This window comes from Nonlabens xylanidelens, assembly GCF_002934445.1.
Classification (GTDB): Bacteria; Bacteroidota; Bacteroidia; order Flavobacteriales; family Flavobacteriaceae; genus Nonlabens; species Nonlabens xylanidelens.
In genome coordinates this window covers 35007-56843 of record NZ_PTJE01000008.1, presented here as the reverse complement: position 1 = coordinate 56843, position 21837 = coordinate 35007, and the positions used below count along the sequence as shown (strand labels likewise).

Annotated in this window: 27 protein-coding genes; 22 read left to right on the top strand and 5 right to left on the bottom strand. The window is 34.5% G+C overall.

From position 1 onward, the window contains the following. Positions 1-115 precede the first annotated feature (115 nt). Both typA and LY01_RS13455 read right to left on the bottom strand, forming a co-directional pair. Positions 116-1921 (bottom strand): translational GTPase TypA, encoded by a 1806-nt coding sequence (typA, locus tag LY01_RS13460; RefSeq protein WP_104516477.1) that lies wholly within the window; start codon positions 1919-1921, stop codon positions 116-118. Positions 1922-2304: 383 nt separating this feature from the next. Then, on the bottom strand, positions 2305-2682 hold the full coding sequence (locus LY01_RS13455) for a PH domain-containing protein (protein ID WP_104516475.1): 378 nt from the start codon (positions 2680-2682) through the stop codon (positions 2305-2307). A gap of 171 nt (positions 2683-2853) precedes the next feature. Here LY01_RS13455 and LY01_RS13450 point away from each other — a divergent pair, with 171 nt between their 5' ends. Both LY01_RS13450 and LY01_RS13445 read left to right on the top strand, forming a co-directional pair. Continuing rightward, positions 2854-3285 (top strand): FKBP-type peptidyl-prolyl cis-trans isomerase, encoded by a 432-nt coding sequence (locus LY01_RS13450; RefSeq protein WP_104516473.1) that lies wholly within the window; start codon positions 2854-2856, stop codon positions 3283-3285. Positions 3286-3477: 192 nt separating this feature from the next. Beyond that, positions 3478-3909: a hypothetical protein gene (locus tag LY01_RS13445; RefSeq protein WP_104516471.1), complete on the top strand. Its 432-nt coding sequence runs from the start codon at positions 3478-3480 to the stop codon at positions 3907-3909. 174 nt (positions 3910-4083) lie between these two features. On the opposite strand, the gene LY01_RS13440 is transcribed toward LY01_RS13445, so the two are convergent. Continuing rightward, positions 4084-5448 carry a peptide-N-glycosidase F-related protein gene (locus LY01_RS13440; RefSeq protein ID WP_211289302.1) on the bottom strand — a complete coding sequence of 455 codons (1365 nt, stop codon included), beginning with the start codon at positions 5446-5448 and terminating at the stop codon, positions 4084-4086. A 277-nt stretch (positions 5449-5725) separates the two neighbouring features. Between LY01_RS13440 and ffh the strand changes: the two genes are divergently transcribed. From ffh to LY01_RS13385, 11 genes are all read left to right on the top strand, one after another. Then, complete coding sequence (gene ffh / locus LY01_RS13435) at positions 5726-7054, top strand: signal recognition particle protein (RefSeq protein WP_104516469.1); 1329 nt, start codon at positions 5726-5728, stop codon at positions 7052-7054. Positions 7055-7242: 188 nt separating this feature from the next. Then, a complete protein-coding gene (locus LY01_RS13430; RefSeq protein WP_104516467.1) occupies positions 7243-8130 on the top strand; it encodes a bifunctional 5,10-methylenetetrahydrofolate dehydrogenase/5,10-methenyltetrahydrofolate cyclohydrolase in 888 nt (295 codons plus the stop codon). Between the two features lie 244 nt (positions 8131-8374). Then, on the top strand, positions 8375-8938 hold the full coding sequence (locus LY01_RS13425) for a DUF2059 domain-containing protein (protein ID WP_104516465.1): 564 nt from the start codon (positions 8375-8377) through the stop codon (positions 8936-8938). Then, positions 8938-9432, top strand: a complete 495-nt coding sequence (locus LY01_RS13420) for a YkgJ family cysteine cluster protein (protein WP_104516463.1) — start codon at positions 8938-8940, stop codon at positions 9430-9432. Before LY01_RS13425 ends, LY01_RS13420 begins: the two co-directional genes overlap by 1 nt. Before the next feature lie 105 nt (positions 9433-9537). Continuing rightward, complete coding sequence (locus tag LY01_RS13415; RefSeq protein WP_245890741.1) at positions 9538-10014, top strand: TlpA family protein disulfide reductase; 477 nt, start codon at positions 9538-9540, stop codon at positions 10012-10014. Continuing rightward, positions 10011-10709, top strand: coding sequence for a thioredoxin family protein (locus LY01_RS13410; protein ID WP_104516461.1), 699 nt, complete (start codon positions 10011-10013; stop codon positions 10707-10709). Before LY01_RS13415 ends, LY01_RS13410 begins: the two co-directional genes overlap by 4 nt. A 97-nt stretch (positions 10710-10806) precedes the next feature. Continuing rightward, positions 10807-12222: an MBL fold metallo-hydrolase gene (locus LY01_RS13405; RefSeq protein ID WP_104516459.1), complete on the top strand. Its 1416-nt coding sequence runs from the start codon at positions 10807-10809 to the stop codon at positions 12220-12222. Between the two features lie 3 nt (positions 12223-12225). Next, positions 12226-12543, top strand: coding sequence for a rhodanese-like domain-containing protein (locus tag LY01_RS13400; RefSeq protein WP_104516457.1), 318 nt, complete (start codon positions 12226-12228; stop codon positions 12541-12543). Continuing rightward, positions 12543-12944, top strand: a complete 402-nt coding sequence (locus LY01_RS13395) for a rhodanese-like domain-containing protein (protein WP_104516455.1) — start codon at positions 12543-12545, stop codon at positions 12942-12944. The genes LY01_RS13400 and LY01_RS13395 overlap by 1 nt, the downstream gene beginning before the upstream one ends. A 12-nt stretch (positions 12945-12956) precedes the next feature. Beyond that, on the top strand, positions 12957-13775 hold the full coding sequence (gene kdsA / locus LY01_RS13390) for a 3-deoxy-8-phosphooctulonate synthase (RefSeq protein ID WP_104516453.1): 819 nt from the start codon (positions 12957-12959) through the stop codon (positions 13773-13775). Positions 13776-14155: 380 nt separating this feature from the next. Beyond that, positions 14156-14638, top strand: coding sequence for a GIN domain-containing protein (locus LY01_RS13385; RefSeq protein WP_104516451.1), 483 nt, complete (start codon positions 14156-14158; stop codon positions 14636-14638). An 81-nt stretch (positions 14639-14719) separates the two neighbouring features. Here LY01_RS13385 and LY01_RS13380 read toward each other — a convergent pair whose 3' ends face one another. Both LY01_RS13380 and LY01_RS13375 read right to left on the bottom strand, forming a co-directional pair. Next, a complete protein-coding gene (locus tag LY01_RS13380) occupies positions 14720-15475 on the bottom strand; it encodes a glycoside hydrolase family 25 protein (RefSeq protein WP_211289301.1) in 756 nt (251 codons plus the stop codon). Further along, entirely contained in the window at positions 15472-15837 is a 366-nt protein-coding gene (locus LY01_RS13375; RefSeq protein WP_104516447.1) for a DUF1801 domain-containing protein, read from the bottom strand. Before LY01_RS13375 ends, LY01_RS13380 begins: the two co-directional genes overlap by 4 nt. A 134-nt stretch (positions 15838-15971) precedes the next feature. Here LY01_RS13375 and LY01_RS13370 point away from each other — a divergent pair, with 134 nt between their 5' ends. From LY01_RS13370 to LY01_RS13335, 9 genes are all read left to right on the top strand, one after another. After that, positions 15972-16607: a hypothetical protein gene (locus tag LY01_RS13370; RefSeq protein WP_104516446.1), complete on the top strand. Its 636-nt coding sequence runs from the start codon at positions 15972-15974 to the stop codon at positions 16605-16607. Between the two features lie 38 nt (positions 16608-16645). Next, positions 16646-17395 carry a hypothetical protein gene (locus tag LY01_RS13365; protein WP_146080436.1) on the top strand — a complete coding sequence of 250 codons (750 nt, stop codon included), beginning with the start codon at positions 16646-16648 and terminating at the stop codon, positions 17393-17395. Positions 17396-17403: 8 nt separating this feature from the next. Then, positions 17404-17694 carry a winged helix-turn-helix domain-containing protein gene (locus LY01_RS13360; protein WP_104516442.1) on the top strand — a complete coding sequence of 97 codons (291 nt, stop codon included), beginning with the start codon at positions 17404-17406 and terminating at the stop codon, positions 17692-17694. A gap of 144 nt (positions 17695-17838) precedes the next feature. Beyond that, on the top strand, positions 17839-18378 hold the full coding sequence (locus tag LY01_RS13355; protein WP_104516441.1) for a hypothetical protein: 540 nt from the start codon (positions 17839-17841) through the stop codon (positions 18376-18378). 4 nt (positions 18379-18382) lie between these two features. Then, complete coding sequence (locus LY01_RS13350; protein WP_104516439.1) at positions 18383-19795, top strand: DUF4153 domain-containing protein; 1413 nt, start codon at positions 18383-18385, stop codon at positions 19793-19795. Beyond that, positions 19779-20090 (top strand): hypothetical protein, encoded by a 312-nt coding sequence (locus LY01_RS15045; RefSeq protein WP_105023043.1) that lies wholly within the window; start codon positions 19779-19781, stop codon positions 20088-20090. The genes LY01_RS13350 and LY01_RS15045 overlap by 17 nt, the downstream gene beginning before the upstream one ends. 1 nt (position 20091) lies before the next feature. Then, positions 20092-20763 (top strand): DUF1361 domain-containing protein, encoded by a 672-nt coding sequence (locus LY01_RS13345; RefSeq protein ID WP_245890740.1) that lies wholly within the window; start codon positions 20092-20094, stop codon positions 20761-20763. Next, entirely contained in the window at positions 20741-21130 is a 390-nt protein-coding gene (locus LY01_RS13340) for a ribosomal maturation YjgA family protein (protein ID WP_104516437.1), read from the top strand. The genes LY01_RS13345 and LY01_RS13340 overlap by 23 nt, the downstream gene beginning before the upstream one ends. A gap of 252 nt (positions 21131-21382) precedes the next feature. Then, complete coding sequence (locus LY01_RS13335; protein ID WP_104516435.1) at positions 21383-21835, top strand: YHS domain-containing (seleno)protein; 453 nt, start codon at positions 21383-21385, stop codon at positions 21833-21835. Positions 21836-21837: the final 2 nt, after the last annotated feature.

Sequence of the window (21837 nt, the reverse complement as noted above, 5' to 3'; positions counted from 1 at the left end):
AGGAATAACTCCTGCCTTTTTATTTTTAGAATCTAAAAATAAATCTTCCATAATTAAACAAAAAAAGCAGATTCTTGCGAATCTGCTTTTTCAATATAATTAACTTAATCCGTGATTAAGAAAGTTGTTTTCCTGCGCGTTTACGCTCACCCTCATCAAGAATAACTTTACGTATTCTCAAGAAGTTAGGAGTAACCTCAACATATTCATCTTTCTGGATGTATTCTAGAGCTTCTTCTAGAGTAAATTTCACTGGTGGAGCAATCTTTACTTTATCATCATTACCTGCACTACGCACGTTAGAAAGTTTCTTAGTTTTAGTAAGATTAATTGCTAGATCATCTGGTCTAGAATTTTCACCTACTACCTGACCACCATAAATCTCTTCACCTGGTGCGATAAAGAATCTACCACGATCTTGTAATTTATCCATAGAATAAGGAATAGAAGTTCCTTTTTCCATAGAGATCATAGAACCGTTGATACGACCAGCGATTTCACCTTTATAAGGTTCAAAACCTACAAAACGGTGATTCATAATAGCCTCACCAGCAGTAGCAGTGATCAATTGGTTTCTTAAACCTATAATACCACGAGAAGGGATTTTAAATTCACAAACCATACGCTCACCTTTAGGAGCCATACTGGTCATTTCACCTTTTCTCAAAGTAACCATTTCAACAGCTTTACCACTTACCGCTTCTGGTAAATCGATAGTAAGCTCTTCTACTGGTTCACATTTAACACCATCTATTTCTTTTATGATAACCTGTGGCTGTCCTATCTGTAATTCATAACCTTCACGACGCATCGTTTCAATTAATACAGAAAGGTGTAATACCCCACGACCGAAAACCATAAATTTATCTGCACTACCAGTATCGTGTACCTGTAGAGCAAGATTCTTTTCTAATTCTTTAGTAAGACGGTCATTAATGTGACGAGATGTTACAAATTTACCATCCTTACCGAAGAAAGGAGAATCATTAATAGTAAACAACATACTCATTGTAGGCTCATCGATAGCGATAGTTTCCATCGCTTCAGGATTTTCAAAATCAGCAACACTGTCACCTATTTCAAAACCTTCTAGTCCTACTATAGCACAAATATCACCAGCCATTACTTCTGTTACTTTGGCTTTTCCCATACCATCAAAGACATAAACTTCTTTGACTTTAGTTTTAGTTTGAGAACCGTCACGCTTACAAAGAGTCACGTTTTGACCTTCTTTAATAGAACCTCTTTTAATACGTCCTATCGCGATACGACCTGTATAGTTAGAGAAATCTAGAGAAGTAATTAATAACTGAGTAGTTCCTTCTTCTACAACAGGTGCAGGAACATGCTCGATTACCATGTCTAGAAGAGGCTCGATGTTAGTCGTCTCATCTTTCCAGTCATCAGACATCCAGTTATTCTTTGCACTACCGTAAACAGTAGGGAAATCTAGTTGCCATTCTTCAGCACCTAATTCAAACATTAGATCAAAAACAGACTCATGTACTTCATCAGGAGTACAGTTTTCTTTATCTACTTTATTTACAACAACACAAGGTTTTAAACCTAGGTCTATTGCTTTTTGTAACACAAAACGAGTTTGTGGCATCGGTCCTTCAAATGCATCTACTAGAAGTAGCACACCATCGGCCATATTTAATACACGTTCTACTTCACCACCAAAATCGGCGTGACCAGGAGTATCAATAATATTGATTTTAGTTCCTTTGTACATTACCGATACGTTCTTTGCTAGGATAGTAATCCCGCGTTCACGCTCGATGTCATTGTTATCAAGGATCAATTCTCCAGTGGATTCATTCTCACGGAAAATCTCACAGTGGTGTAAAATCTTGTCTACTAACGTAGTCTTACCGTGGTCTACGTGAGCAATAATTGCAATGTTTCTAATGTCTTTCATAAAAATAACGCTTGTTAGCGGCTGCAAAAATAGGCTTATTTATTGGTTTTTAGCGGTTTATTAGCATAATTAAGCCATTTCTCTCAAATACCTGATTTTCAACCATATTTATTGTTATTAGTTTCGCTTTCGCGAAAGCGTATATTTAATACAAAATAGAAATACCTATCAAACTTAATGCAGGTGCAAAAAATCTGTTAGGTAAAGTGCTTACCTTTTTATAATAAGACTAATGCAAACTCATTAAAATATACGTAATCTGTAAAAGTTAGAATTCTAGAGAGCTATCGAGGACGTTTCACTACTCTAAAGTTTCAATGTGCTCATACTTTTTATCAATAGCTCTACTGCCACTCGATTTTTGAACTAAATCTATAAATCAATTAACAGGTCTTACTAGCTAGTAATCGTTGTACTTTATAAACATCTACACCTTTTGAAAATTTCTTACTTACACTAGGTAAATTTTCACTGCTTATCCATATTTTAAGTTCGGCATCTAAATCAAATGTACCAGCAGTTTCTAGCGAAAACCTAGAAACACTCTTATAAGGCATGGATTTCATTTCTATTTTCTTACCTGTTAGACCTTGCTTATCGATTAAAATAAGTCTGCGACTGGTAAACATGAATACATCTCTCATAAGAATAAATCCCATTTCTATAACCTCTTCATTGATTAACAAATGTCCATACTCTTTCATTAATTTATCATGCTCTACCTCTCCAGCATTGCCTAAAATCTTATCAAATAATCCCATCTTAATTTTATTTCTAATCTACCATAAAATAACAACATCTCACAACCACTATTTTCATAAATAAGACCTAATCGTTAAGTCTTTATTAATCTAAGAAGATTGTATGCATATAGTTTTTCTTAGGTATTTGTAAATCATACCTTTGCAGCTGATACAAAAATATCAATTTTTATGAGTCAAGTTAAAGCAGATGACACTATCAAAGTGCATTACACAGGGAAATTAAAATCTACCGGACAGGTTTTTGACAGTTCTTTAGACAGAGAGCCATTAGAGGCTCAACTAGGTCAAGGAGCGTTGATACCAGGTTTTGAAAAAGGTCTTGTGGATATGAAGGTTAATGAAAAGAAAACTATTGAAATCCCTAAGGAAGAAGCTTATGGAGAAATCATTCAAGAGCTTTTCCATAAAGTACCTAAAGACCAATTACCTCAGGAAGTAAAGCCAGAAGTAGGTATGGGATTGATTTCTCAAAACCCTGATGGTTCTGAGCGTCAGTTGCGTGTTGCACAGGTAGAAGAAGATCACATTATAGTAGATGCAAATCACCCACTTGCAGGTCACGACCTTGTATTTGAATTAGAGGTTTTAGAGATTAACTAATTCTCTATTTATTTCATAAAAAATCCCATCGAGTTTATTCTCGATGGGATTTTTGTTTTTTTTTTATAATTGACCTTTTTCTAAAAAAAACTTGTTATTGAGTGAAAAATTAAAGAAACATCCCCTGTAAAGGGTATTTTTAAACAAATAAAATCAATGTAACTTTGTAGCCCACTTAAAACCTTTTAAATTATGAAAAAATGGATTCTTACAGCATTAATTATATGCTTGGCTAGTAGTAATATTTATGCGCAGGCAAAGAACTTTGATGGACTATGGGAAGGAAATATTGAAAGTACGGATGGCGAAAGTGTTTTCATACGACTCTTTATAGAAGATAATAATGTCTACCTGACAGATACAGATGAGGATGGTGACCTAGCCAAAAATTTTTCTAAAGAAGTTATAGTAAGTAAAGGTTACGGCGGTCAACTTAACGCATTCTGGATGGATTCTGGTGGTGTATGGACAGAAACTCAATTCTATTCTTTATCATGGACCTCTAGTAATAAATTATCCATCTATCACACTAGACATGTTTCTAATGAGTCTGACGATACAAATGGCTATACAGACTGGGGCTACTCTGCAGTTGGGACCCTTATCAGAAATGATGATTATTAAATAAAATTAATTAAGAGCGTTTATAATTTATATAAACGCTCTATTTTTTTACTCAAATAACATATTTTATACTTGTTCCGCTTTCGCGAAAGCGAGATTAAAATAAAAAAATCTTAATAGACACGCATAGAGAACACATATCCATTAAGAATTAAAAATTGTATTGGATTAAATCTAATCAATAACCGTTGCTCTTGTTATAGGAGTATCGCTTTTTACAACAACAAAAGAAGATATAGGATAAAAAGACTCATCTGTAGTAGTGTTAGTCCAGTCTTCAAAATCATATTCAAAAGTAAACGTAGTCCCAGCCATACTCGATGTAAAATCATCTATTCTAGTAGGCACTTCCATACCGGGACACCATCCTGCTCTATCTGGCATCCAGTTTCCTGGTGCCTGGTTATTCACAGGATTACTGGCACAGCCTAATGGTGCTAGGTCGTGTTGAAACATATTTGCTCCATTAATTAATACGTCATGAGTTCTGAAACACCACTCAGCACAGGTACGACCGTCTGCATCTCCAGATGCTGCCTGTCCCCAACCTGAGATAATGGTTCTTAAATGTGTGCTTTGTGCATTTGCAGGTACAGAAATAGACCTAGTTAAATCTTTAGTATGTGCCACTCCATAAGGAACACCTGCTGCAGAGCCGTTATCATAATTCAACACGCGTGTAATACCATAATAAGCATAATCTGGAGTACCTTCTATATAATCAAAATCAACACTTACCTCATAACCTCTAGCATTCCAGCATTCTGTTCTTATTCTTAATTCTACATTACCATTTAATAGAGACTTAAAATCGGTAACATCAAATTCAAAACCTCTAGCAAGTTGGCTATTATCATTCCAATAAGGAGTAATAAATCGCGCTAACTCATAACGCTCTCCAGACGCTACATCAGTCACTTTTACATTTGCATAAACATCCCACTCATCACAACCACCTGTTGGACAGGTTAGTTTTACATACATTTTAATTGTCTCAATATTAGTAAGGTCATTATGTAAGTTATATGACTGCACTGAAGTTTGAGAAAAACCACCACCGAATGCCACACGCTCTCTATTAAAGGTTTGGTAATTATGGATAACAGGTACTCCATTACCACTTAATGCCACTTGTAAATCGGTAGAAACATCAGCACTTTGAATGGTTACAACACCTTGAAAAGCACTTATCGCATCAGGAAGGAATTTAACATAAATCGTGTTAGATCCATTTACATCGTTAGGAACGATACTTAGGTTGCTGGAAAAATTAACCGCATCACTAGAAATTTCAAAATTTCCAGTAGCAGAAAGATCTATTTGTGACACAAGAGAAGAACCAGTTATAGAAAAAGATCGATCTTGTGAGGTTTCATTTGCAGCTGTGTCACTAAAATTTAACTGACTTACTGATGTTGTTAAAGTAACACTGTCTGTAGTACCATCACCAGCAGTGTCGTCATCACCACTACAGTTTATAATTATGAAACAAAGAGTGAGTAAACTGAGTAAATTAAAGGCTGTTTTGAGAGTTTTCATTATAGTTTTTTAAGTTTCTGCAATATACGCAAATTAAGGTTTTTAACATTTATTATAAGTATTCTTCAATAATTTAAGAGTACCATTTCGTTTTCAAAACTCACTTATTCTCAATAAAAACCTCATCAAAAATTATTAGTTTATTTAAGATGAATTTATAATCGCAACAAAGACATCTTATTCTCTTTTATTTCATTGATAACAAAGCACTTTAAAATCTTGAACTTAAAGGCATGAAATAGTATCTTTGCTATCTTCTAAAATTGAGTCAAAAAATATGTTTGATAATTTAACTGACAAACTCGATAAAGCGATGCACGTCCTTAAAGGACATGGAAGCATTACCGAAGTTAACGTTGCAGATACTCTTAAAGAAATACGTCGCGCACTAGTAGATGCCGATGTTAACTATAAAATCGCAAAAGAATTTACATCTAGAGCTAAAGAAAAAGCTATAGGTCAAGGTGTATTAACAACTCTTAAACCAGGACAGCTACTTACAAAAATTGTAAAAGACGAGCTTACTGAATTAATGGGTGGTGATGTTGCTGGAATTAACTTAAGTGGTAATCCTAGTATTATTCTTATGTCTGGTTTACAAGGTTCTGGTAAAACTACTTTTTCTGGTAAACTCGCAAATTTTCTTAAAACTAAAAAGAGTAAGAAGCCTCTTTTAGTAGCCTGTGATATCTATCGCCCAGCGGCAATAGACCAGTTACACGTAGTAGGAGAAAGTGTAGGTGTAGAGGTTTTTTCTAATCGTGAAGAGAAAAATCCGGTTAAGATTTCTGAAGCGGCTATCGCATATGCAAAACAAAATGGCTTTAATGCTGTAATTATAGATACAGCTGGACGCCTAGCTGTTGACGAGCAAATGATGACCGAAATTGCTGACGTACACGCAGCGATTAAACCACATGAAACTCTTTTTGTAGTAGACTCTATGACAGGACAAGATGCTGTAAACACAGCAAAAGCCTTTAATGATCGTCTTAACTTTGATGGTGTAATCCTTACAAAGTTAGATGGTGATACTCGTGGTGGTGCTGCACTTTCTATTAAATCTGTTGTTGATAAACCTATCAAATTTATAGGTACTGGTGAGAAAATGGAGGCTATCGACATTTTCTATCCAGAACGTATGGCAGACCGTATTCTAGGTATGGGAGATGTTATCTCGCTGGTAGAACGTGCCCAAGAACAATTTGATGAAGAGCAAGCTAGAAAGCTGAGTAAAAAAATCGCAAAGAACCAATTCGGTTTTGATGATTTTCTTTCTCAAATCCAGCAAATCAAAAAAATGGGTAACATGAAAGATCTTATGGGTATGATTCCTGGTGCAGGAAAAATGCTTAAAGATGTAGACATAGACGATGACGCATTTAAAGGTATTGAGGCTATTATACACTCTATGACTATAGAAGAGCGTACAAAACCACAAGTAATCAATGGTTCTCGTAAAAAACGTATCGCAAAAGGTAGTGGTACTACAGTTACAGAAGTAAATCAACTGCTCAAACAATTTGACCAGATGAGCAAAATGATGAAAATGATGCAAGGTGGTAAAGGAAAAGCGATGATGAATGCTTTAGGAAAAATGAAATAAACAACATTCTTTCACCCTTATCAAATAAAAATTCAATCCCAAGTTAACGCTTGGGATTTTTTTATCTCATTTATATAGTAACGCAAACCTTATCGTTAACAAGTAGATAATAAGTGTAGACGATTAAATTTCTTAATTTCACTCTTATTAACCAATTTTACAACGGAATTAACCATCACACACAACTTATGATTATTCTCGACGGAAAGAAAACAAGTAATGATATTAAGAACGAGATCACAGATACCGTTCAAGCAATGAAAGATAACGGTGAGAAGGTACCTCACCTAGCAGCTGTTATCGTAGGGAATGATGGCGCAAGTCTTACATACGTAGGTTCTAAGGTACGCGCTTGTGAACGTGTAGGTTTTGAAAGCACTATGGTGCGCATGCCTAACACAACTAGCGAGACAGAGCTACTTAAAGAAATTAAAAAGTTAAACGATAATCCAGAAATAGATGGGTTTATTGTACAGCTTCCTTTACCTAAACAAATTGATACTCAAAAAGTGTTAATGGCAGTAGATCCAGATAAAGATGTTGATGGCTTCCACCCTACTAACTTTGGTAGAATGGCACTAGACATGAGTACTTTTATCCCTGCAACACCATTCGGTATTCTAGAATTATTAGATCGTTATGGTGTAGACACACAAGGTAAACATACCGTGGTAATAGGTAGATCTCACATAGTAGGAAGACCTATGAGTATCTTAATGGGTAGAAAAGGATTTCCTGGTAACTCTACAGTTACCCTTACACACAGTCATACAAAGAACATTACTCAAATTACCTCACAAGCAGATATTATCATAACAGCATTAGGAGTTCCTGGATTCTTAAAGGCAGAAATGGTAAAAGATGATGTAGTTATTATAGATGTAGGTATTACTCGCGTACCAGACGATTCTCGTGAGCGTGGTTATTATATCACTGGTGATGTAGATTTTGAAAACGTATCAAAAAAAGCTAGTTACATCACACCTGTTCCTGGTGGTGTAGGCCCTATGACTATCGCCATGTTATTAAAAAACACGTTGCTTGCTAGAGAACGTCACAGAGCAGCAAACAGATAATCAACAAGAGTTTTGTACAAAGTGCCTGTCTAGAAAGTATTATAATTCTAGACAGGCATTTTTATTATTATAACTTACCACATGAATTGAAGGCACTGAATAAAATCAAATTACACTCATTAACGTGATTTATCAACTCTTTATCGCTATAACCACTACTTATACCGATTAACAGAATAAAAAGAATAAATACTCACCTATAGTGCTCCATTAAAATTATTTTTGTCCTCAACACATTTATAATATGAAAAATACTTTTAAACTCATACTAGCTTTATTATTTGTAACCACTCTTGCCAGCGCGCAGAAAAAAGAATCTTATCAATCTCTAATGATGGAATACTTTTCTGTCAGTGGTATTGATGCAGAATATGAAGGTGCTTATGATGGTATGGTTAAAATGGTACAAGATGCCTATCAAACTCAAGAAGTACCAGCAGACACATGGCAAAAATTTTACTCCAACAAAAATGCATCTGTTGCAAAATTTAAAGGAATTCTAGCATCAGAATACCGTGCTGTTTTTGAAGATAAAGAAGACCTACGCAATTTGATTAAGTTCTACTCTTCTGATACTGGTATCCAATACAGAAAAAACAGAGAAGGAATGACAGATAGTCAAAGAGCAGAATTGCAAACTTTCAAAAAATCTAATACAGGATTAAAACTATTCGGGCGTATTGCTCAAATTAATAAAGCAAAAGAAAGTGCAAGTGTATACTGGTCTAGAGAGTTAATTTGCTCTGTTACCACCCAACTTAAAGAGCAAGGTTATCAAAGCTCTATGCACATGCCTAGCTGTAATTAATGGAAGATTTTCTTAAGAAACTGCCACATCTAGCGCAGCAAAACAAAAAAGAAAACACAGATTACTTTAAAAAACTACGCAAGAAAAAACCTAAAGGTCTAGACGGCGCAGTTCAAGAAATACACAACGAGGTATTTGAAGAAGTTGATTGTTTAAAGTGTGCCAATTGTTGTAAAACTACTGGCCCACTTTTTACGCATATAGATATCAATAGAATTTCAAAACACTTCAGAATGAAACCTAGTGACTTCATCGATCAGTTTTTAAAAGTAGATGAAGATCAAGACTATGTCTTACAACAAACTCCATGTCATTTTTTAGGTGCAGATAACTATTGCTCTATTTATGAAGTAAGACCTAAAGCATGTAGAGAGTACCCACATACAGATAGAAGAAAAATTTATCAAATAGGTACACTTACCGTTAAGAATACGAGTATTTGTCCAGCTGCTTATAAGGTCGTAGAACTTATGAAATCACGTATTAAATCCTGATTACAAGAAGTTTCTGACATTTAAAATGTTATATTTTTTCTAAAACATAGCTAAGAATAGTTAAACCATGATTAATTATTCGATCACAGCGCTATATTTGTTTAGATGAACAAGTTACTAACTCTTTTTGTACTCCTAATTATTTGCACAGCCTGTGACAACAGACCTATAGCAACAGTTACAGCTATTGGTCAAGACGGTCTTAGAGAAACAGTTTTACCTGGTGATAAGGTTAAAGTGATTAACTTTTGGGCCACATGGTGCGCACCTTGTGTAGAAGAATTACCTTATTTTGAAAGTATAGGAAGTTCTTACCTAGAAGATGTAGATATGATATTTATCTCTCTAGACGAAAAGAAAAATATTCAAACTGCCGTAGAGCCATTTCTTAAAAAGAAAGAAATTAAATCTACGGTCCTCCTATTAGACGACCCATATGCTGCAGAATGGATACCCATAGTAGACCAGCATTGGGATGGTGCAATTCCTGTGACTTTAATCGTTTCAAAAAATAAAAAACAATTTTATAATAAAGCTTTATCAAAAGCTGATTTAGAAAAAGCTATAAAGGAATTCTTATGAAAACTTTAAAAATCTTAACTGTCGCGGTGGTAGGCGCCATTGCCATCGCAGTAGTGTCGGGCATGTTAGATACGCACGAGCGTACTAACCTATTTGCTGAGCGTCCAGTGCCTAATCAAAATAAAAAGCAAACTCCTGTAAAAGAAAAAGCAACTGTTCTTAAAGGATATCATATAGGTGATGCTGCAACAGACTTCTCACTAATAAACATAGATGGAGAAAAAGTTTCCCTTAAAAATTATGACGATGCTAAGGGCTTTATGGTCATCTTCACCTGTAATCACTGCCCGTACAGTGTCGCATATGAAGATCGCATTATTGCACTAGATAAGAAATACAAAAACCTTGGCTATCCGGTAATAGCAATTAACCCCAATAATCCTGATGAATATCCTTCAGATAGTTTTGATGCAATGAAGGTTAGAGCAAAGCAAAAAGGGTTCACCTTTCCTTATTTAGTAGATGCTGGTCAGAAGATTTACCCACAGTACGGCGCCACAAAAACGCCACATGTTTTCTTACTTAAAAAAGAAGGAGATCAAAACATCGTTAAATATATCGGTGCGATAGATGATAATTATCACGATGAAAATGCAGTGAAAAACAACTATCTAGAAGACGCCCTGCAGTCTCTAATACGTGGAGAAAAAATAGCTGTAACCACCTCAACAGCCATAGGGTGTCGCATTAAGTAAACAACTATAATTAATTTCTATACTAGCCCATGATGTACTCATGGGCTTTTTACATTTCTGAGCGTTATAAATCGTATTTTTGCATAAAATTTAACTAATGATTCTTGAACAGTATTATACGAAGTGTCTCGCTCAAGGAACCTACTATATCGCTTCAAATGGTGAGGCTGTAATCATAGATCCTTTAAGAGAAGTACAACAGTACATTGATCGTGCAGCACAAGATGGTGTAAAGATTAAGTATATTTTTCTGACACATTTTCACGCAGACTTTGTTTCTGGTCATGTAGATCTAGCAGATAAAACAGGTGCTACCATTGTAATAGGGCCTAATGCTGTTACTAGTTACGCTTTCGCGAAAGCGGAACACCTACAAACTTTTAACGTAGGAGACATAACTCTTCAATTACTGCACACCCCTGGACATACCATGGAATCTTCTTGCTATTTATTAAGAGATGCCGAAGGAAAGGAACAAGCGCTTTTTAGTGGAGACACTCTATTTATAGGCGATGTAGGAAGACCAGATCTTGCTGCAAAATCAGATCTAACTACTGAAGATCTAGCCGGTCATTTATACGACTCTCTTAGAAATCATATCATGCCATTACCAGATCACGTGATTGTATATCCAGCACATGGTGCAGGTAGCGCTTGTGGTAAAAGCATGAGTAAAGAAACTAGCGACACGTTAGGTAATCAAAAGAAGACCAACTATGCGCTTAATCCACAACTGGACAAGCAGGCTTTTATAAAAGAAGTAACCGACGGTATCACGCCTCCACCAGGCTATTTTCCAAAGAACGTATCCATGAATAAAGGGGTAAATTCTAGCATAGATGAGATTATCGCTAGAGGAATCACTCCACTTAAACTGAACTCTTTTAAAGCACTGGCTGAAGATGATGACTATCTAGTTCTAGATGTGAGATCACCACAAGAATACACCGCTGGCTCTATTCCAGGATCATGGTTTATAGGTCTCGATGGACAGTTTGCTCCATGGATAGGAGCTCTTATTGAAGACATAGATCAAAAGATAATAATCGTTGCACCTAGTGGTAGAGAAGAAGAAACAGTGACTAGACTTGCTCGAGTAGGTTATGATAATGCTCAAGGTTATCTAGAAGGTGGTTTTGATACTTGGAAAAATAGTGAGAACGAAATTTCTAAAATAGAAAATATTACGGCTCAAGATTTTATAGACGGCCTAGAAGATGGCAGTATTAAAAATCCTATCGACAGTCGCAAACCTGGAGAATATGAAGCTGGCCACATAGGTAATGTGCCTATGCATACTCTAGACTTAGTTCATGAAGAGGTGAAAAAACTTAATTCTCAAGATACCTATCACGTACATTGTGCTGGTGGTTATCGCTCGGTAATTTTTTCTAGTATAGCTGCAGCTAACGGTATACCACATATGGTAAATGTAGAAGGTGGATACGGAGCAATCAAGAAAACAAATCTAAAAAATCAAAAAATAGTTGCTACGAGCAGCTGTTCCCTATAAATTATGACAAATTTAAATAACCAAGAGTGGAAAGAGCAAACAGCTCAAGATGATAATTCTATTATACTAGATGTGCGTACCGATGACGAGGTGAGTGAAGGTATGATTCCTGATGCGCTACATTACGACATCTTTAAACCACAAGAGTTTATGGAGGCCGTTAATGGAATGGACGCAGATAAAAATTATTATGTTTACTGTCGTGCTGGTAGTCGCAGCATGCAAGCCTGTCAGGTTATGGAACAACTTGGGATTAAAAATACATTTAATCTAACAGGAGGTTTTAGTAACTGGGATGGAGATACTGCAATGAAATCATAATGAAAAGGTTACTCAACTTCATTATTGTATTACTGCTAGCGCTAGCATTTCACAGCTGTGTAGAAGAAAAAGATGGTACCATTAATAAAGTATCTATACAACAAGCTGAAGAAATTATCGCTGTAGAAGGTGTAAAGGTCGTGGATGTAAGAACTAAGTCAGAGTTTACTGAGAAGCACATCAAAAATGCTGTAAATATCGAGGTAGAAAATGACGATCTTAATTCCTATCTAGACACTATGGACAAAACCCAACCTCTATTAGTGTATTGTAATAAAGGTGGTCAAAGCGCTAGATGCGCAAAAATCTTGCAGGACAAAGGTTTTACTCTCATATATGATATGAAAGGTGGTATAACCAAATGGGAAGAAAGCGGTAGAGAAGTTATCGTTAAAAACTAACAAAAAGCATTTATGGAACTTAATAAAATACCTAACATAAAACATACAGATTCAGACAATTTCTTTTTACTTGCTGGACCTTGTGCCATAGAAGGTGAAGAAATGGCACTGCGCATTGCAGAAAAAGTCTTGAAAATTACAGACGATCTTAAGATTCCTTATATTTTTAAAGGAAGTTTTAAAAAAGCAAACCGCAGTCGTATTGATAGTTTTACTGGAATAGGTGATGTAGAGGCTTTAAAAATATTACGTAAGGTTTCTGAAACTTTTCACATACCTACAGTTACCGATATCCATGAGGTAAGCGATGCCGCTCTAGCAGCGCAGTATGTAGATGTTTTACAAATACCTGCTTTTTTAGTTAGACAGACAGACTTAGTGGTCGCAGCCGCAAAAACTGGTAAAGTAGTAAATCTTAAAAAAGGTCAGTTCATGTCTCCTGAGGCTATGAAACATGCGGTACAAAAAGTAAAAGATTCTGGTAGTGATAAAGCATGGATCACAGATCGTGGTACTATGTTCGGTTATCAAGATATGATCGTAGACTTTAGAGGTATTCCTACCATGAGAGAGTTTGCTCCTACTGTACTAGACGTAACGCATAGTTTACAACAACCTAATCAATCTAGTGGTGTTACCGGTGGTAGACCAGATATGATAGAAACTATAGCAAGAGCCGGAATTGTAAATAACGTAGATGGGCTTTTTATAGAGACTCATTTTGATCCTGCAAATGCAAAAAGTGATGGTGCAAACATGCTAGACTTAAAACATTTAGAAGGATTATTGTCTAGATTAGTTACTATTAGAAAAACGATTAATTCGTTTTAACAAAAACCTTGATTTATTAAGCGGTGCTATTTAACTTATTAAATAGCACCGCTTTTTTGTGCTTATTATTCTCAAAAAGTAACATTAAAAATTATGTTAAATAGAATAGAACTAGCTTAAATCTGCCGTTTTGATAGTTTTCTACCACCTAAATGCGCTCACTTTTATTGTAATAAAAAGGTGTAAACTGCATATTTTAAACATTTTAACAACTTTTAACAAATCGCCTGAGCCTCACTAAAATAAGGTGTTTAACATTTCATTTGTTGCTAATTTCACATAATAACGTGAACAAATTGTAAAGCTCTTACACAACGATGAAACAAAAGAGATATTTGCATGTCTATTAAGTAAGCTATTAACACTTAAAACTTTAAAACATGAAAAAGCTAATTTTATTAACCGTTATTCTTTTTGCAGGTTTAACTACTGCACAATCTATTCAAGAAGTAAGTAACTTCTCAAAAATCAAAATTGATACCGATGCACAGGTAGAAATAGTTTATTCTACAAAAAATCAAGTTGCTATCAATAAAGACACTCAAGATCTAAGTATTTCAACAGAAGGTAAGTCCTTAACAATAAAGCAAAATTCTAATGCTAAAATTGAAGACTTAAAAATCAGAATCTACACAAATGATTTGACAGCTCTTTCTGTAACAGGAGATACTAAAGTAACGTTATCAAAATTCAAGTATCAAAATAAAATGGTAATTCTTGTAAAACAAGGTGCTATCGTTGACACTGGAGATACAGAAATTAAAGATTTACAAATCATACGTACTGACGACAGTAAAGTAATTGCAACAAATGCAAAAAACACTAAAGAAACAGTAGATGGTGTTCTAGTTGCGTTCAACTAGAAATAAATACTTATTCTTAATTAAAGGCTTCTTGTAAAATCAAGAAGCCTTTTTTTATGTGCAATTCATTAGATTTCAAAGTTAAGGAACGAGCAAGGCGTTAAATTTACTTTGAGATCCTTTAAACACATTTGCATCTACTAAGGTTTCTACCCCATTTACTGGCATTCGATCTGTATACTGCCAGAAATCCCAGTCTGCGTCAGGTAAATCCACACGATTATAATTTGCTATCCATATATTAGGATACGATTTAAAATAACTGTCTGGTTCTAGAAAAGAATTATAAAAACTATCACCTGTGTAAATAATGGGTTTTACTCCATAATGATCTTCTACTAGTTGTATCCAGTTTTTCAATCCTTTTCTTAACGAGGTTACATTTTGAATAGAGCTTATATCTTCTATATCCAGCACAGGAGGTAAATCTCCCTTTACTAGTTTTACCGTTTCTATAAAATGATTTGCTTGCGTGGTACTATTTACATCGCTCCAGTAATAATGATATGCGCCTCGTGATAATTGTGTATTACCAGCGCCGTTCCAGTTTTCTGTAAAGCGATTATCGCTATCTATTCCTACTGTGGCTCTTATAAACACAAATTTTAATTCTTGTGTAGTATCAGGATGTTTTATCTCTTCCCAATCTATCTCTCCTTGATGGTGTGAGATATCTATCCCTTGAATTTTATATTTTTTAATACGGCTATGCAAATAAGCATTCGTCGGTTTTCTAGAAGAATTGTGGTACGAGTAACGCTCCATGACCACTATCGCTGTAATAGTTGTAAAGATTAAAAACACAACAACCAGCAAGATCCATTTACTTCTACTCATTTCTTTTTCATGGATTTGCGTATGACACTTAACTCTTGTAAAGTCTCAATAATAATAGTGTCATTGATATCCTCTAGATTTTTAAATCTTAGAGATCTCAACATTTTTCTACCTTCTCCAGCCATTAAAACACCGTGCTGATTACTCAACCTATCTCCATAACTCAGTCCCAAATCAACAAAGGTCTTCCTAAAATTAAAAAAACAAAACATCGTTTTATCGTCTAGATAATAAAAAGGCATGTGCCATTTATACTTCAATTGCATCTCAGGAAAATTTGATTCTATTAAAAACTGCAAGTGTAGCATTACCGCACGATACGGCTCTGGTTTGTTATTGATATACTCTTCGGCTGGATTCATGGTTTAAAGTTAGAAGTTATTCCGCTTTCGCGAAAGCGAGATCTCAACAAACTTTACTCCACTTAAAATAAATAATAAAAAGCTTTCATACTATCCTGAAATACATTTACTTTGTATTTCAAAGTACTTTAATTATGACAACAGATAAATATCTAGACGACATTAAAGAGATTAAATCGCTCATGAATAAATCTACCAGATTTATATCTTTATCAGGTATGAGTGGTGTCATGGCAGGTATTTATGCATTGATAGGTGGTGTTTTTGGGTACTTTATCATTGAAAAAGCGAGAGAAAATGGTACAAGAGACACTCTTAGCAGGCTCACCACTACCCCATGGGATCAAAATCCATCTTTACAAATAGTAGTTGTGGCGGCTATCGTTTTATTCATGGCTGTACTTACTGCATTTTTTCTCACTAAGGCAAAAGCATCAAAACACAAACAAAAAGTATGGACCAAACAGTCTATAAGACTGGTCGTTAATTTTATGGTACCTCTTAATATAGGAGCGTTATTTACACTGGCTTTATTACAATATAATTTAATAGGTCTAGTAGCGCCAGCCATGTTAGTTTTTTATGGACTAGCCTGCATGAATGCAGCACAATTCACTTTGGGAACGGTAAAGTACTTAGGCTTGAGCTGTGCAATTTTAGGGTTAATCAACACACAATATATAGGCTACGGATTGTATTTCTGGACAGCTGGTTTTGGATTGTGTCACATCATTTATGGTGCAGTGATGTATTATAAGTATGATAAATAGTAGTGAAGCTTTCAGTTTTAAGAATTAAAAATTACACCATGAAAAAACATTTTAATAAAACAGTATTCATTCTTTGTATAGGGCTGTTATTCATGTCTTGTGATACAGAACAGAAAACTACTGTTGCAATAAACGACACCGTAGAAAGTGCAGAAGATTTTACAATAAAAAAAGATTCTACAGCTATAAAGGTTTTAAAACTACCAGTGCATATAGATAGTACTCAGTATTTGTATCATGCTATCGCTATAAAACGTGTAGCTATTGATGACGATTTTTCTATTAGTAAAAGTAGGTATGGATCCTATGGAGCAGCATCTACTTCTTATAACAATTATACTTTTTCTGGTGAATATGCAGGGTTTATAGTAGAAGATATACAAACCGGTAATAAAATTAATGTGATCAATGAAGAGATTACTATTACTAGCGCAACTATATATAATAAGTTAGAGAATAATCCTCGTGTAGAATTTGTCCTGTATAAGGGTCATAATCTAGATACTAATAAAGATAAAAAACTTAATCACAATGATTTATCAGCTTTATTCATAAGTGATCTAGATGGGTCAAATTTCACAAAATTGACAGAAGATTTTGAGGAATTTAACGGTCAGCGATTTATAGTAGAAAATGATAAATTATATTTTCAAACTCAAAAAGATGTAAATGGTAATGGTATTTTTGACAGCAGTGATAACTACCGTAATTACGTAGTAGATCTAACAGCACCAGTTAAAAAAGCTGTGCGCTATGATGAGCAGTTAATGAATATTACAAAGCAGTAAACCGACTCATGAGTCTCATAAACAAACTAAATAAAGCATTTGATCACCGTATACGACTAGGCATTATGTCTGTGCTCGTAGTAAACGATCATGCCGATTTTAAAGAACTCAAGGAGCTACTCGATGTGACAGATGGTAACCTGGCCAGTCATACTAAAGCTCTTGAAAAAGAGGCATACATAAGAGTAGAAAAGAGCTTTATAGGTCGTAAACCGAACACTAAATATATCGCTACAGATGTAGGTAAACTAGAGTTTAAAAAACACATCGAGGCGTTGGAAAAATTAATAAGTGGTTAAAGATATATGAATACTTAAAAGCAAGTATCTGTTCCATAACATTAAACAGTGAGATATCTGTGAAACTTAAATTAGAAATAAAACTGATTTAGTTGTACTGCCCATAAGACTCGGATCAAAAACTATAACCCAAATTAAAACAGCATGAAGAATCCATCACACATACCCAAAATCAAGAAAACATTTTTTTTACACCTTTACTTTGAAATTCAAAGTACTTTAATTCTATACAGAGAGGTCTTCGTTAATTTTTCTTTTGAGCTAGCCAGTACGGTTTATATAAGATTTAAAACAGGTTCGTCATGGAATGTGCATTCTAAGCAACTACTCTCCTATCCGCCAGATAGTTTAGGATATCACTTAGGCTGCTTTTTAATTCAACATAAATTAGAACCTCAACCTAGATGTGAAGATCACGATGTCTTTCATGTTCTTACAGGTTATAGAATAGATACCGCTCAAGAAATAGCTATGCAATACTGGTTATGGGGCAATGGAAAGCGCAGTCCTTTTGTACTGCTTGCCATGCTCGTAGGTGTCATTCTTTATGTAGATCAATACAGCTTATTCATTCATGCCATCGAGGCAGGACATAAAGCATCTCCTATTCATGATATAGATTTTAAACAAAATTTATACTCTCCTATATCTCTTATCAAACCCATTAGTATCACTTCAAACTAAAACCATGAAAAAAACAATTATCATCACTCTAGGCGGGATCGTATTCTCGACCTTATTTTACACACAAGATTTAGGAATTAACGCCTTCATTTATTCCCTATTTCTCATCATTGCATTAGCTATTTCTAGGCATCAAATACTATTAAAAAGCACCATTATATTAAGTGCATTAGGAATGCTGGCCAGTGCTACCGCAATAGCTGTTCATGGTTCTGCATGGAGTATTGTTGGTTATTTTCTAAGTACCTTATTATTTATAGGTTATGTTGCTAGTCATCAAACCAGTATATATTTGAGTTGGCTCAATGGAATTTACAATACTGTTTTAGGTGTTTTTCATTCGTTTTTTTATCAAATAGAAGAACCTGAAATCACAACACCTAAAAAAGCCGTAGATGTAGGACAACTAGTTAAAGTGATTTTTGTTCCTCTAGTTCTAGTAGTAGTCTTTACTCTTTTATATAGTACAGCAAATCCTGTTTTCAGTGATTTCCTTACGGCTATAGACCTATCGTTTATTGATATATTCTGGGTGTTTACCGCAGCTTTAGGCGCTTTAATTATGGCAAATATTCAATCGCCGCAACCTATAATCGAAATTACAGATCAGGATATCAATTACCCAAATGAACTGGCTCCTAAAAAATTAAACGATCTACAACTGCTCACTGTAAAAAACGAAAAGCAAATAGGCTTTATCTCTATCATTTGTCTTAACATCTTACTAGTAGTTGTTTTAATAACTGAGGTTTTATTTATAACCAACATGTCCGGTTCTAGCAAAGCAAGCGTATTATCTGACGCAGTACATCAAGGTGTTTATGCCTCAATAGTCAGTATTATACTAGCCATAGGTGTAATAGCTTTTATATATCGCGGAGACCTAAATTTTATCAAGAACAATGAAAAACTGAGAATGTTAACCTATAGCTGGATAGCTCTTAACGCCTTACTAGTAATAAGTATCTTCATTAAGAACTATGCTTATATAACAGACCATGGATTAACCCATAAACGTATAGGTGTGCTGGTGTATTTACTACTTACCATTATAGGGTTAGTCACAACATACTTAAAGGTTAGTTACCGTTTAAACTTTGTTTATTTAATAAGACGCAACATGGCCATAGGATATACAGTCATCGCTATCTACGGCCTTATTAATTGGTCTGCTATAATTACCGACCACAATATTAACGTACAACAGGTAGACCGTCCTTATCTAGAGAGTCTATTGCCTCAAAATGCGCTAGTCCTTAAAGATCATGGCCTATATGAAGAGTACACAAAACAAGTATACCGCAGTGGTAGCAGTCGCGATAGATATTATGAGTCTAAATTTTTAAATCGCAACTGGCAAGAGTTTAATTACATCGCCTATAAAATTAAACAAGACCAGCATGAAGTTGCCCAATAAACTGACTGCTAGTTGTAGATTATCGATACAGTTTGCTCTGGCTTCTTTTGCATTAGGAACCCTAATCCTAGGATTGTATTTAATCACGGCAAATAATGTATTTGCCGTCCTAGGATTTGGTTTTCTGGTAATAGCCGTTCCGTTTAATTCATTAATACTATTAAGCGTTTTTATACAATTATTGACAGGTAAATTAAGTATCAAAGAGTTCTTTTTCAGCAGTTATGTATTATTACTTAACGTACCTATCGCCCTGTTTTATTTTCACATTGTCACCACATACACACGTTTATAAAATGAAAGAATTTATCTCACATCGGTTTACAGAGTTTAAACAAGTTAGTTTACTGACCCTATTAAGTGTTTTTCTACTCGCATTGCGCATGAAAATTACACACGACTTCTTTTTACTTTTCTTAATCTGGAATTTGTTTCTTGCTTTTATTCCTTATTTAATGGTGGTTAGGTTACGCTTTCGCGAAAGCGTATCTACAACAAACATCATTCTTACTGGCATATTATGGCTCGCCTTTTTACCTAACGCGCCTTACATCATTACCGATTTAATTCATGTACGACATGCGAGTAGTGAGTGGATGGTTTATGAAGTATTAATGCTAGTTAGTTTTGCCATTACAGGATTATATCTAGGATTTTTAAGCCTGAGAGATATGAGCGCCGTTCTCCAACAAAAAGGCTGGATTACTACCTCAAAATACCGCTCACTTTTTGAATATACTATTCTTGCACTGTGCGGTTATGGCATTTATTTAGGACGTGTATTGCGATGGAATAGTTGGGACATTATACAACGTCCAGAAAAATTATTTTATGACATGGGAAATCTTTTTATACATCCCTTTTCAAATCAAAAAGCATGGTTGCTTATTATGAGTATGAGCTTATTTTTAATCGTTATATTTTCACTTTTCAAAAACAACACCATTGTTACTAAAACTGCACCGTAAACAAAAATCACTCTACATAGCTGCTGCCGTATTTCTATTAACCATAGAAATACTTATAGAACGCTATGTGCACGATAATTTTGTAAGACCTTATTTAGGTGATCTACTTGTAGTGATATTGATCTATGCCATAGTCATGGCCTGTAGTAAAATTAAAGTATGGACCGGTGCGATAGCCACCTTACTATTTAGCTATGCCGTAGAAACAGCACAATATTTACAATTAGTGAATCTATTAGGACTAGAAGAAAACAAATTTGCCCGTATAGTTATAGGTACAAGTTTTTCTTGGTGGGATATGCTCATGTACACTCTAGGTTTTATAATGGTTATTATACTAGAGAAAACTTTAAGGTTTCAGAAATAAAATCAAATTATCCCAAAAGATAGAATACCTGATAAACAATCTTTTACTATGACTGAAATTAAAGGCTTATAAATATACTGCATGATTATTTTTAAAAGAAAAAGATTTTAATTTTTATGGATACACTTTATCTATCGTCCTAAAGGATTAATAAAGAATTTTACTGATTTATTAAAATAATGTGCATTCTGTTAACTTTTTGAGATATTTTTTAAATATCCTTACACTATGGAATTTTAGCAATAACTCTAGATGAGAAATTTAATTTATTTAACCTTCATACTTTTTGTAGGGTGCGCTAGCACTTCTACTGGCAAATATTATACATTAAACAATGTGGCTATAGAAGGTTATGATCTGGTAAGTTATTTTGAAAAACAACCTATTCCAGGTAATGAAAATCATTCTTATATTTATGACGACACGACTTTTCTTTTTTCCAGTAATTCAAATTTAGAATTATTTAAACTTAATCCATTAAAGTACATTCCTCAATATGGTGGTTATTGTGCATATGCTATGGCTCAAGATGGTAAAGCGATTAAAGTAGATCCAGAAACTTATGAGATAAGAAATGAAAAATTATATTTGTTTTATAATCAATGGGGAAATAATACTTTAAAAAGTTGGCTTGAAGAATCTCCTGAAGATTTAGTTACTAAAGCTAACTCTAACTGGAAGATTTACTTGAGTAAAAATAATTAAGT

Excerpts from the sequence above, each read along its gene's own strand:
- typA (WP_104516477.1), bottom strand. The coding sequence starts at position 1,921 with ATGAAAGACATTAGAAACATTGCAATTATTGCTCACGTAGACCACGGT.
- LY01_RS13455 (WP_104516475.1), bottom strand. The coding sequence starts at position 2,682 with ATGGGATTATTTGATAAGATTTTAGGCAATGCTGGAGAGGTAGAGCAT.
- LY01_RS13450 (WP_104516473.1), top strand. The coding sequence starts at position 2,854 with ATGAGTCAAGTTAAAGCAGATGACACTATCAAAGTGCATTACACAGGG.
- LY01_RS13445 (WP_104516471.1), top strand. The coding sequence starts at position 3,478 with ATGAAAAAATGGATTCTTACAGCATTAATTATATGCTTGGCTAGTAGT.
- LY01_RS13440 (WP_211289302.1), bottom strand. The coding sequence starts at position 5,448 with ATGAAAACTCTCAAAACAGCCTTTAATTTACTCAGTTTACTCACTCTT.
- ffh (WP_104516469.1), top strand. The coding sequence starts at position 5,726 with ATGTTTGATAATTTAACTGACAAACTCGATAAAGCGATGCACGTCCTT.
- LY01_RS13430 (WP_104516467.1), top strand. The coding sequence starts at position 7,243 with ATGATTATTCTCGACGGAAAGAAAACAAGTAATGATATTAAGAACGAG.
- LY01_RS13425 (WP_104516465.1), top strand. The coding sequence starts at position 8,375 with ATGAAAAATACTTTTAAACTCATACTAGCTTTATTATTTGTAACCACT.
- LY01_RS13420 (WP_104516463.1), top strand. The coding sequence starts at position 8,938 with ATGGAAGATTTTCTTAAGAAACTGCCACATCTAGCGCAGCAAAACAAA.
- LY01_RS13415 (WP_245890741.1), top strand. The coding sequence starts at position 9,538 with ATGAACAAGTTACTAACTCTTTTTGTACTCCTAATTATTTGCACAGCC.
- LY01_RS13410 (WP_104516461.1), top strand. The coding sequence starts at position 10,011 with ATGAAAACTTTAAAAATCTTAACTGTCGCGGTGGTAGGCGCCATTGCC.
- LY01_RS13405 (WP_104516459.1), top strand. The coding sequence starts at position 10,807 with ATGATTCTTGAACAGTATTATACGAAGTGTCTCGCTCAAGGAACCTAC.
- LY01_RS13400 (WP_104516457.1), top strand. The coding sequence starts at position 12,226 with ATGACAAATTTAAATAACCAAGAGTGGAAAGAGCAAACAGCTCAAGAT.
- LY01_RS13395 (WP_104516455.1), top strand. The coding sequence starts at position 12,543 with ATGAAAAGGTTACTCAACTTCATTATTGTATTACTGCTAGCGCTAGCA.
- kdsA (WP_104516453.1), top strand. The coding sequence starts at position 12,957 with ATGGAACTTAATAAAATACCTAACATAAAACATACAGATTCAGACAAT.
- LY01_RS13385 (WP_104516451.1), top strand. The coding sequence starts at position 14,156 with ATGAAAAAGCTAATTTTATTAACCGTTATTCTTTTTGCAGGTTTAACT.
- LY01_RS13380 (WP_211289301.1), bottom strand. The coding sequence starts at position 15,475 with ATGAGTAGAAGTAAATGGATCTTGCTGGTTGTTGTGTTTTTAATCTTT.
- LY01_RS13375 (WP_104516447.1), bottom strand. The coding sequence starts at position 15,837 with ATGAATCCAGCCGAAGAGTATATCAATAACAAACCAGAGCCGTATCGT.
- LY01_RS13370 (WP_104516446.1), top strand. The coding sequence starts at position 15,972 with ATGACAACAGATAAATATCTAGACGACATTAAAGAGATTAAATCGCTC.
- LY01_RS13365 (WP_146080436.1), top strand. The coding sequence starts at position 16,646 with ATGAAAAAACATTTTAATAAAACAGTATTCATTCTTTGTATAGGGCTG.
- LY01_RS13360 (WP_104516442.1), top strand. The coding sequence starts at position 17,404 with ATGAGTCTCATAAACAAACTAAATAAAGCATTTGATCACCGTATACGA.
- LY01_RS13355 (WP_104516441.1), top strand. The coding sequence starts at position 17,839 with ATGAAGAATCCATCACACATACCCAAAATCAAGAAAACATTTTTTTTA.
- LY01_RS13350 (WP_104516439.1), top strand. The coding sequence starts at position 18,383 with ATGAAAAAAACAATTATCATCACTCTAGGCGGGATCGTATTCTCGACC.
- LY01_RS15045 (WP_105023043.1), top strand. The coding sequence starts at position 19,779 with ATGAAGTTGCCCAATAAACTGACTGCTAGTTGTAGATTATCGATACAG.
- LY01_RS13345 (WP_245890740.1), top strand. The coding sequence starts at position 20,092 with ATGAAAGAATTTATCTCACATCGGTTTACAGAGTTTAAACAAGTTAGT.
- LY01_RS13335 (WP_104516435.1), top strand. The coding sequence starts at position 21,383 with ATGAGAAATTTAATTTATTTAACCTTCATACTTTTTGTAGGGTGCGCT.